Consider the following 15420-nt stretch of genomic DNA (forward strand, 5'->3'; position numbering starts at 1 on the left):
ACGACCGTCATTCCTTTGCGAGCTGGACTTTGCGGTCGTCATCAACTGCGTGACGCCCCATCCGCACAGCTCTTACCGATCGCGGACACAGGCATCTGCGTCCACGACCGAGGAAAACTCCTCCCCGCTGCCCGTAACGCGATAGCGCCACTCGATGGCGTAGCCGGCAGAAAGGAGTTTTGTCATGTCAGGACTACGGCAAGCAAACGTGTGGAGTTGCTGCTCGAGCAGCTGCTTCATGCGTGTCCGTTCTTCCTCGTTCTGAAGGGTTGCGTTGATCGAGCTGTGATATGTGATGGTATTGCCGGCGCCATCGACTGCATCTAGAGACGTGATCTCGTCGACTTGAACCGGCAGCGAGAGCTTTGCGGCAATGGATCTGGCAAGTTCCGATGCGGGTAGGTGAGCTGCGCGCTGGTGGGCCTGCCAACCCGTGAACAAGCCGAAAGCGACGACGAGGGGGCCGAGCCATTTCATGCTACTTCGCAGCTTCTGCTTGAACCCAGATGCAACGGAGTGCTGCCCGAGCCAGCCGAAGCCGAGCGCCGTAGCGTAGAGCCCGCCGAGCACCGGAATGCCACCTTCGATGAGGGGCTGCCACTGAATAGTCATCGTGCGCCTTATTACGTGAAGCCTGTGTGGGCTTCGTTCATTCGAACTTATCGTCAACCAAGAACCGAGTCGCAGCAGCGAAGTGCGCAACCACGACAGCAATCAGCCTCGCAATCACAATACGGTCGGAGTCGCCGCAACAGCCGAGCGCGCGGCTTCATCTTCGTCCACGTCGCCTGCGAACTTCAGTCCGTCGTGGCGATACAGCTCGAGCATGTAGCGACCGTGATACGCAACGGCCGTTCGCTGCAACGGGCGCGCACTGCCATACACGTCGGGCGTTTCATGGGAGCGAGCCTACCTCGGTCGCGGATCGAATGAAGTGGCAGAACGGCCACACCATGGCGAAAACAGACATGAAGCGCCCCAGCCCCGAGATTCGCCTCGCGGTGCTGGATTACGCCGGGTGCTGCGCAATCGTGCGCATTGCTTTTACATGAGGCTGACTCGCCACAGGAAGGGCGGGTTTTTGAGTGATGCCCGCGTGCAGCTGTTCAATCGAGTCTCAGGTGGCCTTCGTCCGCATCAACGTTTTCCGCCTCGAGCACCCCGCCAGTTGAGGCGACTACTTCGCGGGCTCGTCGCTCAGCCCCGCGGCGGCGGCGAGAGCATCGCAGTCGTACATCGCGCCCCCCTTGATAACCATCCTCGTGCGACGAACGTCACCGACGTTCGCGAGCGGATCGCCATCGACCAAGATCAGGTCGGCGCGTTTGCCGGGGGCGATGGAGCCTGCTTCGTGATCTTGACCCATGACGCGAGCCGCGCCGAGCGTGGCGATGTATAGAACCTCTGCCGCTGGAATTCCAGCCTCGACGTACAGCTCGAGTTCTCGTGCGTACAACAGGGCATCGCTGTCCGTCCCGGCGACGATCGGCACGCCCGCCTCGTGCAGCAGCTTCAACATCTGCTTCATTCGCGTGAATGACTGCGTGTACGTGGCACGTTGTTCCGGTGTTGACGCGCGACCGCCCGATCGGCCACCGCGAACGACGGCTGCTGGCAAGCGATTCGCCCACGGCGCCATCCAAGGAGACATCTCTCCTTTGTAGCCGGTAAACATGTTCTCGAACGTGACCAGCGTTGGATCGACGACCACGTTGCGCCGCTTCATCAACGCGATCAGCTCACGCACTTGCTTCGAGTCCAGGTCTAGCTCGTGACCATGCTCCAGCACGGCGGAGAACCGCACCGGCGTGTTCGTGACCTTCACCACCTCCGGCGGCATGAAATTCAAGATCCAGAAATTGGCGTGATTTACTTCCTGATAGCCCGCCAGGATGGCTTCCCGCAGCGTCATGCCCGCCGGGACGTGTCCACTGATTCGCAGGTTTCGTTTACGAGCAGTGGCGATGCCAACATCGAGCAGCTCGCGCGACAGCGAGCTGTAGAATTTCACTTGCGGATACCCGCGGTCTGCCGCGGCATTGACCGCATCCCGCATCTCCTCGGGCGTTCCGACCAAAGTGCCGATCGGCGCGGCCATCGGATCGCGGCCATCGATCAGTTCCGCCGCCGTGATCCAGGGCCCTGGCAACGAGCCCTCATCGAACAGCTGCGTGAGGCGAGCCAGGGCTTGCGGGTTGTTGCCGAGGTCGCGATCGCTCGTCACGCCGGCCATCAAGCTCAGCGCGCCTTCGCTCTCGCTGAGCACATGCGCGTGCATCTCCCACAGGCCAGGCAGCAATGTTCGTCCCCGTGCGTCGATCACTTCGACATCGCCGGACGGTACGAGATCTTGGGTCGGCGCAACCGCAACGATGCGATCACCCTTCACGAGCACCGACATTCCGGGCTTCATGACACGCCGTTCAGCGTCGAACATTCGAGCGTCACGGATGAGCAGCGGACGTTGCGGCTGTCTGCGCAACGCCTTGCCCCGGGCGATGCGAGCCATCGACAGCGTCTGATCCTGCGCCGCGATCAATGCAGGCAGCGACTCCTCGAAACCAGTGCGGACCACGCTCTGCCACGTGGCGGCCGACGCAAACAGCTCGAGGTCCGCATCGAGCCAGAGGGGCTGCGGTTGCAGTTGGATTCCCGAAAGTAGATACAACGTGACATTCATGGCTCCGTTTGCGCCGTGCACCGACAGCCGTTGTGCCTTCTCGATGCGCGCCTTGCCGGCGGGCAGCAGGGCGAGCTCGCCCTGCGCACGCAACAGCGCACGGGCGAGCGCCGCGAGATCCTCGGCGTTCGCTTCGTTCGGCAAGTAATAACCGTTCGCCTCGGTGTCGCCGTGGTCGGCGTGGCTGCGCCAGCGCGCTTTGCCACCGGTACTCGCAAATGTTTCCTCGATGGGGCGTTTGGCGTAGTTGAGGCCGTGCAATTGATGGCTGATCAGCATGCCGCGCTCATCGTAGCGGCTGACGATGTTCAACTCGGGGCCGCGGCCGCGGTCATTGAACTGCAGTGTCGTGCGGCGTTCGCGTCCGGCGGCGGGTAGCACCGTCAGCTCACCCTTGACGGCGTTCGACATCACAACCGAGTACCTCGCGGCGCTCACCAGATCCGCGGGCAGCCCCGGCTGTATCAGTTGCTGTTGAAACTCGTTCGCCACAGTCTCGCCCGCGGCGGCGCGCAGCAGAGTCATGAACGCCGCAGTGCTGCGCGGCCGGTCGGGGCGATAAACAATGGAGTCGAGTGCGTCGCGCCCGATGCGATCTTCGAGCTTGAACAGCAGCAAAGGACCTTTCTGATACAACGACGCGCGGCTCGGCCGATCGGCGGTGAGCAGCGAGCCGGCATCCAACGCAGGGATCACCTTACGGGCCAGCAGCGCGCGCATGGGCGGTTCGCCGAAGGCGGTTTGCAGATAGCGCAGCGCTGAGTATTCGGCGAGGGATTCGGCGATCCAGTGATTCTCGCCGCCGCCTTCCGGGCTCGGCAGCCAGGCGTGATAACTCTCGTGGGCGACGGTACGAGCGACGTTCAGCGGATCGAACGGCGGCGTGGGTTCGCCGATCAGGAAGGAGGGCAGGGAAATCCAGTGGCGCCGTGCGTACGCGCTACCGGTGGTCCGAGGCATCACGACGACACGCAGAGGCTCCGGCAGCGGACCGAATTTGCTGCGCAAGAATCCGGCCGAGCCGTGGGCATGTTTATAGATGTGCGCAACCAGGGGATCATCCGGAGCGGCGCTGAAGAATTCCACATCGTCGCTCACTTGTTTGATCATGCCCCGCATCCCCGCGATCGGCAGATCGTTGTCCGGCGTTGAGCGATCGATCGTGAGCGTCGTGCCGCGCTGGCGGTAATTGCCCTGTGCAACGAAAGTCATTCCTTCAGGCATGCCTTCGAGTCTCGCGCGGGCGCTGAAGAACAAGCCCAGGTCGCGACGCACGGGCAGCCAGAAATGCTCCAGGCGCAACTCGACGCCGCTCGGCGTGAAGCCGGGTTGGTCGCGCTCCGCGTTCACCGAACCGTGATATCGCAAGCGCAGTTTGACGGGCCGTTTCGGCGGCTTTGCAAACTGAAGCGTCAACAACTGCAGGCCGCGCAGCGGCTTGTCGACCGATTCGATGCGAGTCGATCCGCCGCCGCTGACCTCGAACGCATCGATAGTGATCTGCCCGCCGAGCAGAAACGCCGGATCTGCCAACTCCTCGAGCGGCAGAGTGACAGTCACCTCTGCCGCAAAGTCGCCATTGGCTGCATTGAATCGGGCATGGACATCGTAGTGCGCAGGTTGGGTCGCCCCGGCGGCGATCTGCCCCAGCGCGCACAACAGGATCAGCAACACAGCGCGGCCACGGTGCATCGATGCATTCCCCAAATCTTCGTTGTCGACTCATCGACGCACGATGCATGGCGAAGCAATTTCCACTATCGCGCTGTGGCGGAATTCCGCCGTTCGCGCATCGTTCTGCTCTAGCGGCCCGCGCAACGAGCCGTAACCGTGCACGAACGAGGGGAGATCCGATGAGACATCACCTGCGCTGGCTGAGCGCTGTGCTGATCGCGCTGCTGTTGCCCGGGTTGCATGCGCACGCCGAAGGGCTGCGCTTCGCTGTTTCCATACCCCGGAGCGTATCGGCCGAGCCGGTGACGGGACGCTTGGTGATCGTCATCGCCAAGCGCGAGACGCCGGAGCCGCGCACCACCATCGGATTGACGGGACCGATGATCGTTGGCGTGGATCTGGAGCAGTTGCCGGCAGGAGAGACGATCACCGTAGATGCGACAGCTCAAAGCTATCCGCTGCCGAGCTTGAATGACCTGCCGCCTGGCGACTACTTCGTGCAAGCGACATTGATTCGCTACAGCCAGGTGCGCCGTGCCGACGGTCACATCTTATGGGTGCCGACTCAACATCGGCGGCATCCGTTTCACTTGCTGCCCGGCAACTTGTACAGCAAGACACAAAAAGTGCATCTCGATACCCGTGCGCCCGTTCCGGCGCGGATCGAACTCACGCAGACGATCGCGCCGCTCGAGGAGCCGAAGGACACCGAGTGGCTGCGCCACGTGCGCATCAAAAGCAAGCTCCTCAGTGAATTTTGGGGAGAGCCGACCTATCTGCGTGCGACGGCGCTGCTACCGCGCGATTACGACGAGCATCCGAAGAGCACCTATCCGACCCTGTACGCGCAAAGTCAGGAGCGTACCAAGCCCTACTACTTCGATCCTGATCCGGCCAGCCACGACGCCGATCTGCGCAGCGCGCGTGCCGGCAACGTCCAGACCGGCCATGAGTTCTACCAAAGCTGGAAGAGTGACGGCTTTCCACGCTTCGTGGTCATCGTCATGGAGCAGTCCAGTCCGTTTTTCCTCGAAGCGTATTCGGTGGACTCCGCCAATAACGGTCCTTATGGACGCGCGCTCACCGAAGAGCTGATTCCTCATCTCGAGAAGACATTCCGGCTGATCCCGCAAAGTTATGCACGCATCGTCCAGGGGGCTTCGACGGGCGGTTGGGAAAGCCTGGCGCTGCAGCTGAAATATCCCGACTACTTTGGCGGCGCGTGGATCTTCAATCCCGATCCGATCGACTTCACCCATTACCAGCTGATGAACATCTACAAGGATGAGAATGCGTTCGCCCTCGCCAACTCCGTCTTCTCGAGCGCCGAGCGACCCATGCGACGCACGGTGGAAGGCCAGGTCACGCATACCTTCCGCGAGGTCGCGCGGCTCGAAGCGGTTCTCGGCAGCAAGGGTCGATCGGGGTTCCAGTTCGATGCCTGGCAGAGCGTGCATGGGCCGGTCGGGGCGGATGGGTATCCCGCCATGCTGTTCGACAAGCGCAGCGGCGTCATCGATAAGCAGGTGGCGCAATACTATCGCGACAATGGCTACGATCTGACCGATTACACCCGCCGCAACTGGCCGACCCTGGGTCCCAAGCTGATCGGCAAATTGAATTTTTTCAGTGGAGAGATGGACAACTTCTACTTGAACCTTGCGGTCTACGACTTCCAGGCCATGCTCCAGGCCACGCAGCAGCCGCATTACCCGGGACGCTTCGAATACGGCCGACCCAAGCAGGGGCATAACTGGCACCTGACGAATTTCACCGACATGATCCGGGAGATGGCGGTCCACGTGACGAAGAACGCGCCGACCGGCGCCGACGTGTCCGGCTGGAATTATTGAGGGCGGGTGGCGGATTTTCGCGCGCCATCCATCGTAGCCGGGAGAATGCAGGAAAGCTCGGGTAGGGGCGATCGTATGGCGGCGTGTCGCAATGGTCTGGTGTACGGCTGGCTGGTGCTGCTCACGGCGGGGTGGGGCTGGGTCGCAAGCGATCAGCTCAAGGCCCGAGCGCACGCCGATGGCAGCGCCGATGGGAAGGTCGCAAGCTTCGAACAGCTCAACGTGCAGCGGATCAATGTGCTCGAGCCGGACGGCAAGCCGCGAGTCATCATTTCCAATCGCGAGCTGTTTCCCGGTCTGTACTGGGGCGGCAAGGAATACCAGCATCACAACCGCGACACCGGCGGCTTCCTGTTCTTCAACCGGCTGGGCGATGAAGTGGGCGGGCTGACCTTCGATGCCGAGCGCAGCGGCGAGCATTGGCAGGCGAGCGCGGGCCTCGCCTTCGATCAGTACCAGCAGGATCAGACGGTCGGCATCGTGTACAACGAGCAGGACGGCAAGCGGACCGCAGGGTTCAAGGTCTGGGATCGACCGAATGCTTCGATGCTGCCGGCGGTCGAGCTCAGCAACCGGGCCGCCGAGGCGAAGACCGACGCAGAGCGCGAAAGGATTCGCGCCGACATGATGAGCCTGGCCAGGAGCTGGGGCCCGCAAGGCGAGCGACTGTTTGCGGGTAAGGTGATGGACAATGCGATCGTGCGGCTGGCTGACAAGCAGGGTCGTCCCCGGCTGGTGCTCAAGGTCGACGGCGCGGGCGAGCCGAGCGTCGAGTTCCTCGACGATTCGGGCAAAGTAGTGCGGCGCATGCCGGAAAAGTAACATTGGCCTATGGATCGCAGTGAGCATGTTCGCTGGTTCGCACGGGAGATCCTGCCGCACGAAGCGGATGTCCGGCGGTGGCTCGCCCGCAGAGTGCGCGGGCTGCCCAACTGTCATCTCGATGAGATCGTGCAGGAAGCCTACGCTCGACTGTGGGCGGCCGGTCCCGAGCGCCTCGTGAATCCGCGCGCCTATTTCTTCGTGACCGCTCGTCACGTCGTCGGCGAGATGCTGCGCCGATTGCGCGTCGTCTCCATCGAAACCATCGCTGATATCGATGCGCTCAATGTCGCCAACGAGGATGTCAGTATCGAGCGTCGAGTCAGCGGCCGGGAGGAGATCGAACGCGTGCAACATATGCTCGCGAAGCTGCCTCCGAAGTGCCGCGAAGCGTTCGAGCTGCGCAAGTTCGCGGAGCTCTCGCAGAAGGAAATCGCCGCACGCATGCACCTGTCCGAGAGCACGGTCGAGAAGCACCTCGTGAAGGCGCTGCGTCTGCTCATGAACGAAATGAAAGCGGCCGATGCAGCGGTTGCCCAGCCTAAAGTGAAAGCTCATGAATACCGTCATCGGCAAAGATGACATCGACGGCATTGCCGCGCGCTGGGTAGCGCGAATGGATCGCGGCACGCTCAGTGAGATCGAGCAGCGCGATCTGGATGCATGGTTGGATGCCGATATGCGCCATCGCGGCGCTTTCGTTCGTGCGCAGGCGATCTGGTGCGACATGAATCGGGTCGCCGCGCTGGGCGCCGGCGAGATCGTGAGCGCCAGGCACTCTCGTTGGTACGGGGCGATGTTGCCGCGAGTGGCCTCCATCGCCGCCTGCGTACTGGCGCTCGTTGCGAGCGTCGGAGTCTCGAGCCACTACCTCGTCGGGCGCGAAAGCACCGATCGGGGCGAGACGCGCCGCCTGGTGCTCGATGACGGCTCGGCGCTTGCGCTCAACACGCAGTCGGTGCTCCAAGTCAAATACGACGACGATGAGCGTCGCATCGTGCTGCGCCATGGGGAGGCGACGTTCCAGGTGGCGCACGATCAGCAGCGCCCCTTTGTCGTGCAGGCCGGTGATATCTCGGTGCGCGCCGTGGGCACGGCGTTCAATATTCGCATGAAGCCCGAAGGGGTCGAGGTGACCGTCACTGAGGGGGTCGTGGATATTCTGCGCACCGACGATCCCAGCAAAGCAGCGATCCGCCGCGTGCGTCACAACGAGGAAGTGATCGCACATGCCTGGCAGCCCGCGGCGCCCGAAACGCTCAACGTCGAGCCCTTGAGCGATGAAGTGATCGGTCGTCGCCTCGCGTGGCAACAGGGACGTTTGATTTTCGAAGGCGATCGCCTCGCCGCTGCGATCGAAGAGGTGAACCGATATTCCTCCAACACCGTCGTCATTCACGATCCGGAACTTGCGCAAAAGGCGTTCGTCGGCACATTCCAGACGGGCGATGCACGCGGCTTCGCGCACGCAGTCGCGGCTGCATTCAACATGCGCGTCGTCGAGCAAGATGAAATTCTCCACCTGACGCAGTAGCGGAATTTGCAGCACGGATCATCGTATCTCCCAACGAACAACGCGTGGGAGAAACACATGCGAAGACGGGGAAGCAAGAAGATCGCGGGCGGCCTGCTCACATTGGCGCTCGCCGTTTCTACTGCACTGGCGCAGCAAAAAGTTACATTCGACATTCCGGCGCAGCCCGCGTCGGTGGCCATTCAGACCTGGGCGCGTGCTTCGGGCCTGCAAGTGTTTGCGGCCGAGGAGCATCTGGAGGGTATCAAGACCAATCCGGTACGCGGCGACTACTCGCCCATCGAGGCGATCCAGTTGCTGGTGCGCGGGACAGGCTTGGAAGTCATCGCGAGCAGCGAAAATACCGTCACGGTCCGCCGTGCTCCGGTGCGTGAACCGCCGAGCACGCGTTCCAATGGAGAATTCGAGGCCGAAGAGTTGACGGAAATCGTCGTGACGGGCTCTCGCATCAAGCGTTCCGGCTTCGACACGTTGCAGACCGGCCTGGTCACTGATGCGCAACAGATCGAGCGGCGCGGGTACACAAACGTTGCAGAAGCGTTGAATGCGCTGCCCACGTTCGGCGATTCGGGCTTCGATACGGTCGGCAGAGAACAGGACACGCATGGTGTCGGGCAATCGTTCGTCGACTTGTTCAACCTGGGCTCGCAGCGCACGCTGCTGTTGGTCAACGGCCGACGTTACGTGAGCTCGAAGGCCCCGACTATCGGCGGACCCGCGGGCGCTCAGGTCGACTTGAACACCATTCCGGTCGGCCTGGTCGAGCGCGTAGAGGTCGTCTCGATCGGCGGCGCGCCAGTGTACGGCTCGGATGCGATCGCCGGCACCGTCAACATCATCCTCAAAAAAGACTACGAGGGTTTCGACGCCTCGGCTCAGTACGGCACCACCGAGGATGGCGGCGGCGACACCAAAACGTTTCGCGCGCTGATGGGCGGCAACTTCATGGAGAACCGCGGCAACATTGCCGTGGGCGTCGAATACAACGAGGCCGAGGGCCTGTTGTATTCGGACCGTTTTCCCGGCTTCTACATGCGCATCCCGAATCTCACCGACACCGGCCCGGGTGATGGCATTCCCTCGGACGTGATCGGCACGCTTCGTTATCCCTTCCTGACCGAGGGCGGTTTGCCCCACGCAAACACGGCGGCACCGATCTTCGGCGGCGGCATGCCTGGACTCCTGCTGCCACCGTTGTTCACGCGCGCGAACTATATCTATGACGCGCAGGGTCGAGCGCTGCAGTTCGGTCCTGACGGTAACCTCGTGCCGTTCGATCTGGGCACGGTGCTCGACGATTCCGGCGGTGTGCTACCAGCGGCGACTACCGGCGGCGACGGCATGAATCCGGCGGATCACTTCTCGCTGTTATCTCCCACGCAGCGCACGCTGATCAACGCGATCGGACATTTCGACATCAGCGATCAGGTGCGGGCAATCTTCGAGCTGTCCTACGCCAACACGCGTGGCCGAGAGCTGAGCGAGTTGTATTCGTATGCTGCGCCCGGTCTGATCGGCGGGCCGCGGCTGACCTTCTCGGTGAACAATCCTTTTCTGAGCCAGTCTGCGCGCGACACCCTGATCGCCAATCTCGGGCCGAATGGCACCTTCGACATGAATCGGAACTTGAACGATCTCAACGATCGCACCGGCGGGCGCACGTCGGTCGATCTGTATCGGCTGGTCGGAGGCTTCGAAGGCGCCTTCGACGCGTTCGGCGAACGCCTGTCGTGGGATGTGTCGTTCAACTACGGTCGCAGCCGCGGTGTGTCCGAGCTCACTTATCTCGATCCGGACCGGCTGCTGCAGGCGATTGACGTTACCCTCGATCCTGCATCCGGTGCGATCGTCTGTAGCGATCCCAGCAACAGCTGTGCGCCGTTGAATCTGTTCGGCGTGAACAACTTCAGTCAGGCAGCGCTGGAATTCGTGAGTAACCCGGCCACGGCGATTACCGTAAACACTCAGCGCGTCGCCACGGCCAATCTCGGGGGCAATCTGCCCTTCGGCATCGCCGCGCCGATCGCGTTCAACCTGGGCTACGAATATCGCGAGGAGACCGGCTCATTTCAGCCCGACGCGGCGTTCAGAACGGGCAACACCATGCTCGGACCGCCAGGGCAGGTGCTCGCTGCCTTTCCCATCTCCGGCGGCTTCGATACCAATGAGGTTTACACTGAGCTCGTGGCGCCCGTGATCGCGGAGCAATCGGATGTTCCGATGGTCAAGACGGCGAGTGTCGAAGGTGCGGTTCGCTATGTCGATCATTCCTTGACCGGCGGTGCGACCACCTGGTCGGCGGGCGGACGCCTCGCTCCGCGTTTGCCGGGCTGGGGCGATGGTTTGATGTTCCGTGGCGTCTACACCGAAGCGATCCGCTCGCCGGCCATCACCGAATTGTTTGCCAACTCGCCGGTCACCGAGCCGTTCGACGACCCGTGCGATGCCCGCTATGTCACGAGCGGTCCGAACCCCACCGCGCGTGCCGCCAACTGTGCAGCGGCTCTCGCGGCCGTGGGTGTCGGCAATCCAGGGGCTTTCAATGCTCGTCGCACCACTGGAACCTTGTCGCCGACCGGCACTCAAGTCGGCAATCCGGATCTGAACAACGAAATCGCGGAGTCCTGGTCGGTGGGCATCGTGTTCCAGCCGGTTGCGTGGCCGAATGTCCGCATGGCCATCGACTGGACCGACATCAAGCTCGAGGGCGGCATCCAGGCCATCGGCATCGAGCGGCGCGTGCAGAACTGCTACGACAGCAACACGTTCCCGAATGACGCTTGTAGTGGCTTCACCCGTTACACCGCCGCGGACATTGCCGCGCTGCCGCCCAATTTCCCGGCGCGGCAGGTGGGCGATCTGGCCAATGGCTTCGTGCAGAGCTATGTGAATCTGTCCACCATCGACTTCGAAGGTCTGGTCGTTTCCAGCGAGTCGGCGTTCGATGTGGGCAGCGGCTCGATGAGCGTTGGCGCAACCATGTTCTACACCGCCAAGTTCGAAGAGACGGTGTTCGCCGGGGACCAGGCGGTCGACCTGGCAGGCTTGCGTGGCACGCCGAAATATTCGGTTCAATTCAACATCGGCTACCGTTGGGACCGGATCGATGTCGATTGGCAGACGCTGTGGAAGAGCGGCGTGGATGTGGGCATCGATCTCGATCCGGAGACGCTCGCCGCCAGTCACATTCGCTCCTATGCGCTGCATAACGTCACCTTCGGCTATCGCTTCACGGATGCCGTGCGTGCGCAGCTCGGCGCGGTCAACGTGCTCGATGAGGAGGTGCCGATGAACGCCTTGCCCAATGGGTTCTCGGGCTATGACCCGATCGGCCGGCGCTATTTCCTGTCGTTGTTCACTCATTTCTGAAGACGCGCGGGCTGCGGCCGCCACGCAGCCCGGCTCCCGGGGCCAGCCATGAAAAGCTCGGTTGCAATCGCCGCGACGGCGTTGCTGATGTGGTCCGCGCCGGCAGCGTTCGCCGCAAGCACCGAAACTCAGCGCATCAATGCGTTCTTCGAGAGCGCTTTCGAGCGCTCGCTCGCTCGCAGCCCGCTGCGGCAAACGCGGCTGGGCTTGAAGACACAGCAGGATCGCTGGGATGACATCAGCGAGCGCCGGCAACTCGAAGACGCCGAGCTGATACGCGGCGATCTGCGCCAGTTGCACGGCTTCGATTTCAGTAAGCTCGATGCCACGGCGCAGCTCAGTTATCGCTTGTTCGAACGCAACTCGCAGGAGGCACTACAGGCCTTCCAGTGGCGGCACTCGGGCTATCTGGTGACACAGATGGGTGGTCTGCATCGGCGCGTGGCCAGCACGCTGTTGAACGAACATTCCATCGGTGAGCGGGCCGATGCGCAAGCCTACATCGCTCGACTGCGGCGTGTGCTGCCGCTGATGCGGGAATTGGTCAAACAGCTGCAAGCGCAGGCAAAGCAGGGCGTGCAGCCGCCGCGCTTCGTGTATGACCTCACGCTGAGCGAATCGGAAGATCTCCTGAAGGGCCGGCCGTTCGAGCCGGACGGCGAGGACGGACCGATGCTGGCGGATTTCCGCGCCAAGCTTGCAAAGGCCTCATTCTCCGCAGCTGATTCAGACGCGCTCCTGAAGCAGGCGCAGGCGGCGCTGCTCGAAGGCTTCGGACCGGGCTATCGACTGCTGATCGATGAACTGCGTTCAGGGCAGGCAAGCGCGACCGACGTGGCCGGCATCTGGAAGCTGCCCCGAGGCGCCGACTATTACCGCTTCAGCATTGAAAGCTACACGACGCTGCCGTTGGCGCCGGGGGAGATTCATGAGCTCGGCCTGAAAGAGGTGGCGCGCATTCATGATGAGATGCGGACGCTCATGAAGCAGATCGGCTTTGCAGGATCGCTGCAGGAGTTCTTCACGCACATGCGCGAGGAGCCGCGTTACTACTACGCGGACTCGGTCGACGGACGAGCCCAATACATGAAAGAAGCGTCGTTGCTGCTCGAGGCCGTGAAGCTACGACAGCACGAATTCGTCAGCCACGTCCCGAAAGTGGATGTCGGGGTCGAACAGGTGCCGGCGTGGCGGGAGAGGTCGTCGGCCAAGGCGTATTACCAGAATCCTGCCGCGGACGGCTCGCGGCCTGGTGTGTTCTTTATCAATCTCTATGATATGAAAGCCGCGCCTCGATATCTGTTGCCGGTGGTGCTGTATCACGAAGCCATTCCAGGACATCACCTGGAGGCGGCGATTTCTTATGAGCTCGGCGACTTGCCGCGTTTTCGCCGGCACAACTCGGTGGCGGCTTATAGCGAAGGTTGGGGGCTCTACAGCGAGCGGCTCGCGGCCGAGATGGGTTTGTATGCAGATCCCGACCAACACTTCGGACGCCTCACCATGGAGCTGATGCGTGCCGCGCGATTGGTCGTCGACACCGGCTTGCATGAGCGGCGCTGGAGCAGGGAACAGGCGGTCGCTTACCTGGATGCCAACATGCCCGGTTCACACTACGACAATCAGCGGGAGATCGATCGTTACATCGTGTTGCCGGGGCAGGCCACGTCCTATGCGATAGGGATGCTCAAGATCGTAGAGCTGCGCGAGCGGGCGCAGCGAGCGCTGGGTCGGAAGTTTCGGCTGACCCGCTTCCATGATGTGGTGCTCGGCAGCGGGCCGCTGCCCTTGCCGATGCTGGAAGAAAATGTCGCCGCCTGGATCGAGCAGGAGCGTAGGGGTGAGTAACGGCATCGGCTGTGCGCTCTTTGCTGGCCGATGAGGTGTCTGACCCGCAGGCTCGCTCGCCATCGCATCGATGGCGAGCGGCTTGCACGATTGGCTGCGCCTGGGCTCAGTTCGGCGGGTACCGATGCGTCACGTTGCCCGCAGTGTCGAGGAACTCCAGTGACGGTGTTCCGTCTGCGCCGACCGTGAGGCGAGCGCGCTCGCGACCCGCGGCATCGATCAGATTCAACGAATTCTTCGAATCGCCGGGCGACACAGGCAGGTTCAGATTGCCGAGCCAAACGCGCGTGCCGGCGCCAGGCGGATGCGTTGCCTCGAATTCTTTCAGGGCTGCCTCCTGCTCGGCCGGCGGCAGGTTTTTGATGCGCTCGAGCAGCTGCAGGTGCTCCTCGATGTCCCAACTGGGCTGATCGATGAATCGGATCTCGGCGCCATGGTTGGTGCCGTCATCCTCGGCGCCGATCTTGAACATCTGATCCTGGTTGTAACGATCGAAGCCCAAGTGGCCGAAGCGGGAGATCTTACCCTGCGCATCCTTCTTGCCGCCAAAGAGCAGCCCACCACTTTCGGTCGCTTGCGCGTCATAGAACAACAGACCCGCGGAGGTTCGGCCTTTGCGGTCCCTGATGTCGGCATATTCGTGGCCGTTGACGATCAAGCCAGGAAAACGATTGTTGTTGGTCACGACCATGCGCAGCTTGCCATCCGGCTCGACGACGTTGATGCGCTGAACGGTGATCGTGTCGAATCGCGCGTTGCCCTCGCTCGTGAATCCGCTCAGCAACGCAGCGGTCGCGCCGAGGGTCAATACGCCTGCGTACGTCGCAAGCAGGTTCTGTGCGTTGATTTTCGGCATGAAATGTTTACTCCAGCGTGATGGACTCGCCCCGTCCCACTGCACAGAGATGGGTGGCGCTGCATTTTCCGCTACGGTAAAAATTGCCGGTCGGCTACAGTCGCAGCCTGGATTCAGCGGGCGTTCTTCAGATGGGCGACCCCGCAACGTTTGCTATTCGTGTGCGGTGAGCCGATGAAACAGTTCGACAGCAGGGGCTGAGAAAATGAGCGAGATCTGGATCATCAATGGCATCCCGGGAGCTGGCAAATCCACGCTTGCACGCGCCATGGCCTCCCGCTTCCGTCGGGCAGTGCATGTCGAAGGAGATCGGCTGCAGGATTTCATCGTTTCAGGATCCGTGCCGCTGGGGGCATTTCCGCAGACCGAAGAGCGACGGCAGATTCAGCTCAATGTGCGCAATCAATGCTTGCTGGCGCGTTCCTTTGCCGAAGAGAACTTCGCGGTCATGATCGATTACGTGCTGGTCAACAGGGCGCGCGTGGAGGAGTACCGCGAACATTTGAAGGCCTGCGACGTTCGCCTGGTCACGTTGGCGCCGGGGGTGCAGACAGCCTTGCAACGTGATCGGACGCGCTCGGAGAAACACGTGGCTGCGGCGTGGGCTCATCTGAATGAGACATTGAACGCCGAGCTTCGCGGGCTGGGGCTGTGGATCGACAACTCCAGTCTCACCGTGGATCAGACGGTGGATCGAATCCTTGCGGATTCAGACCAAGCGCGTCTCTGACGGCCGATGACTCGGGTCCAGGCATCATTTTGATGTGCGGGCTCGCCACGAACG

At 62.2% G+C, this 15420-nt stretch carries 11 protein-coding genes; 7 read left to right on the plus strand and 4 right to left on the minus strand.

Annotated features, from left to right (window positions below; genetic code table 11):
* Positions 1–72: 72 nt before the first annotated feature.
* From EK373_RS28105 to EK373_RS28110, 3 genes are all read right to left on the minus strand, one after another.
* Positions 73–612 (minus strand): hypothetical protein, encoded by a 540-nt coding sequence (locus EK373_RS28105; protein ID WP_129648111.1) that lies wholly within the window; start codon positions 610–612, stop codon positions 73–75.
* A 114-nt stretch (positions 613–726) separates the two neighbouring features.
* Positions 727–885, minus strand: coding sequence for a hypothetical protein (locus tag EK373_RS33235; RefSeq protein WP_157994576.1), 159 nt, complete (start codon positions 883–885; stop codon positions 727–729).
* Positions 886–1177: 292 nt separating this feature from the next.
* Positions 1178–4372, minus strand: coding sequence for an amidohydrolase family protein (locus tag EK373_RS28110; protein ID WP_129648113.1), 3195 nt, complete (start codon positions 4370–4372; stop codon positions 1178–1180).
* A 161-nt stretch (positions 4373–4533) separates the two neighbouring features.
* Here EK373_RS28110 and EK373_RS28115 point away from each other — a divergent pair, with 161 nt between their 5' ends.
* The 6 genes from EK373_RS28115 to EK373_RS28140 all read left to right on the plus strand — a co-directional run bounded on the left by EK373_RS28115 (position 4534) and on the right by EK373_RS28140 (position 13780).
* On the plus strand, positions 4534–6207 hold the full coding sequence (locus EK373_RS28115) for an alpha/beta hydrolase-fold protein (protein ID WP_157994577.1): 1674 nt from the start codon (positions 4534–4536) through the stop codon (positions 6205–6207).
* A gap of 75 nt (positions 6208–6282) precedes the next feature.
* Positions 6283–7029, plus strand: a complete 747-nt coding sequence (locus EK373_RS28120; RefSeq protein WP_129648117.1) for a hypothetical protein — start codon at positions 6283–6285, stop codon at positions 7027–7029.
* 9 nt (positions 7030–7038) lie between these two features.
* Positions 7039–7611 carry an RNA polymerase sigma factor gene (locus EK373_RS28125; protein ID WP_129648119.1) on the plus strand — a complete coding sequence of 191 codons (573 nt, stop codon included), beginning with the start codon at positions 7039–7041 and terminating at the stop codon, positions 7609–7611.
* Positions 7586–8563, plus strand: a complete 978-nt coding sequence (locus tag EK373_RS28130) for a FecR family protein (protein ID WP_129648121.1) — start codon at positions 7586–7588, stop codon at positions 8561–8563. The genes EK373_RS28125 and EK373_RS28130 overlap by 26 nt, the downstream gene beginning before the upstream one ends.
* Before the next feature lie 57 nt (positions 8564–8620).
* On the plus strand, positions 8621–11932 hold the full coding sequence (locus tag EK373_RS28135) for a TonB-dependent receptor (protein ID WP_129648123.1): 3312 nt from the start codon (positions 8621–8623) through the stop codon (positions 11930–11932).
* Between the two features lie 48 nt (positions 11933–11980).
* The gene (locus tag EK373_RS28140) at positions 11981–13780 is read left to right on the plus strand and encodes a DUF885 domain-containing protein (RefSeq protein ID WP_129648125.1); all 1800 of its coding nucleotides are present in this window, start codon (positions 11981–11983) and stop codon (positions 13778–13780) included.
* A 106-nt stretch (positions 13781–13886) separates the two neighbouring features.
* Here EK373_RS28140 and EK373_RS28145 read toward each other — a convergent pair whose 3' ends face one another.
* Positions 13887–14636: a hypothetical protein gene (locus tag EK373_RS28145; RefSeq protein ID WP_129648127.1), complete on the minus strand. Its 750-nt coding sequence runs from the start codon at positions 14634–14636 to the stop codon at positions 13887–13889.
* A 205-nt stretch (positions 14637–14841) separates the two neighbouring features.
* On the opposite strand from EK373_RS28145, the gene EK373_RS28150 reads away from it, so the two are divergent.
* Positions 14842–15366 (plus strand): AAA family ATPase, encoded by a 525-nt coding sequence (locus tag EK373_RS28150; protein ID WP_129648129.1) that lies wholly within the window; start codon positions 14842–14844, stop codon positions 15364–15366.
* The last annotated feature ends 54 nt before the right edge of the window (positions 15367–15420 follow it).

The organism is Peristeroidobacter agariperforans (genome assembly GCF_004138335.1).
GTDB lineage: Bacteria > Pseudomonadota > Gammaproteobacteria > Steroidobacterales > Steroidobacteraceae > Steroidobacter > Steroidobacter agariperforans.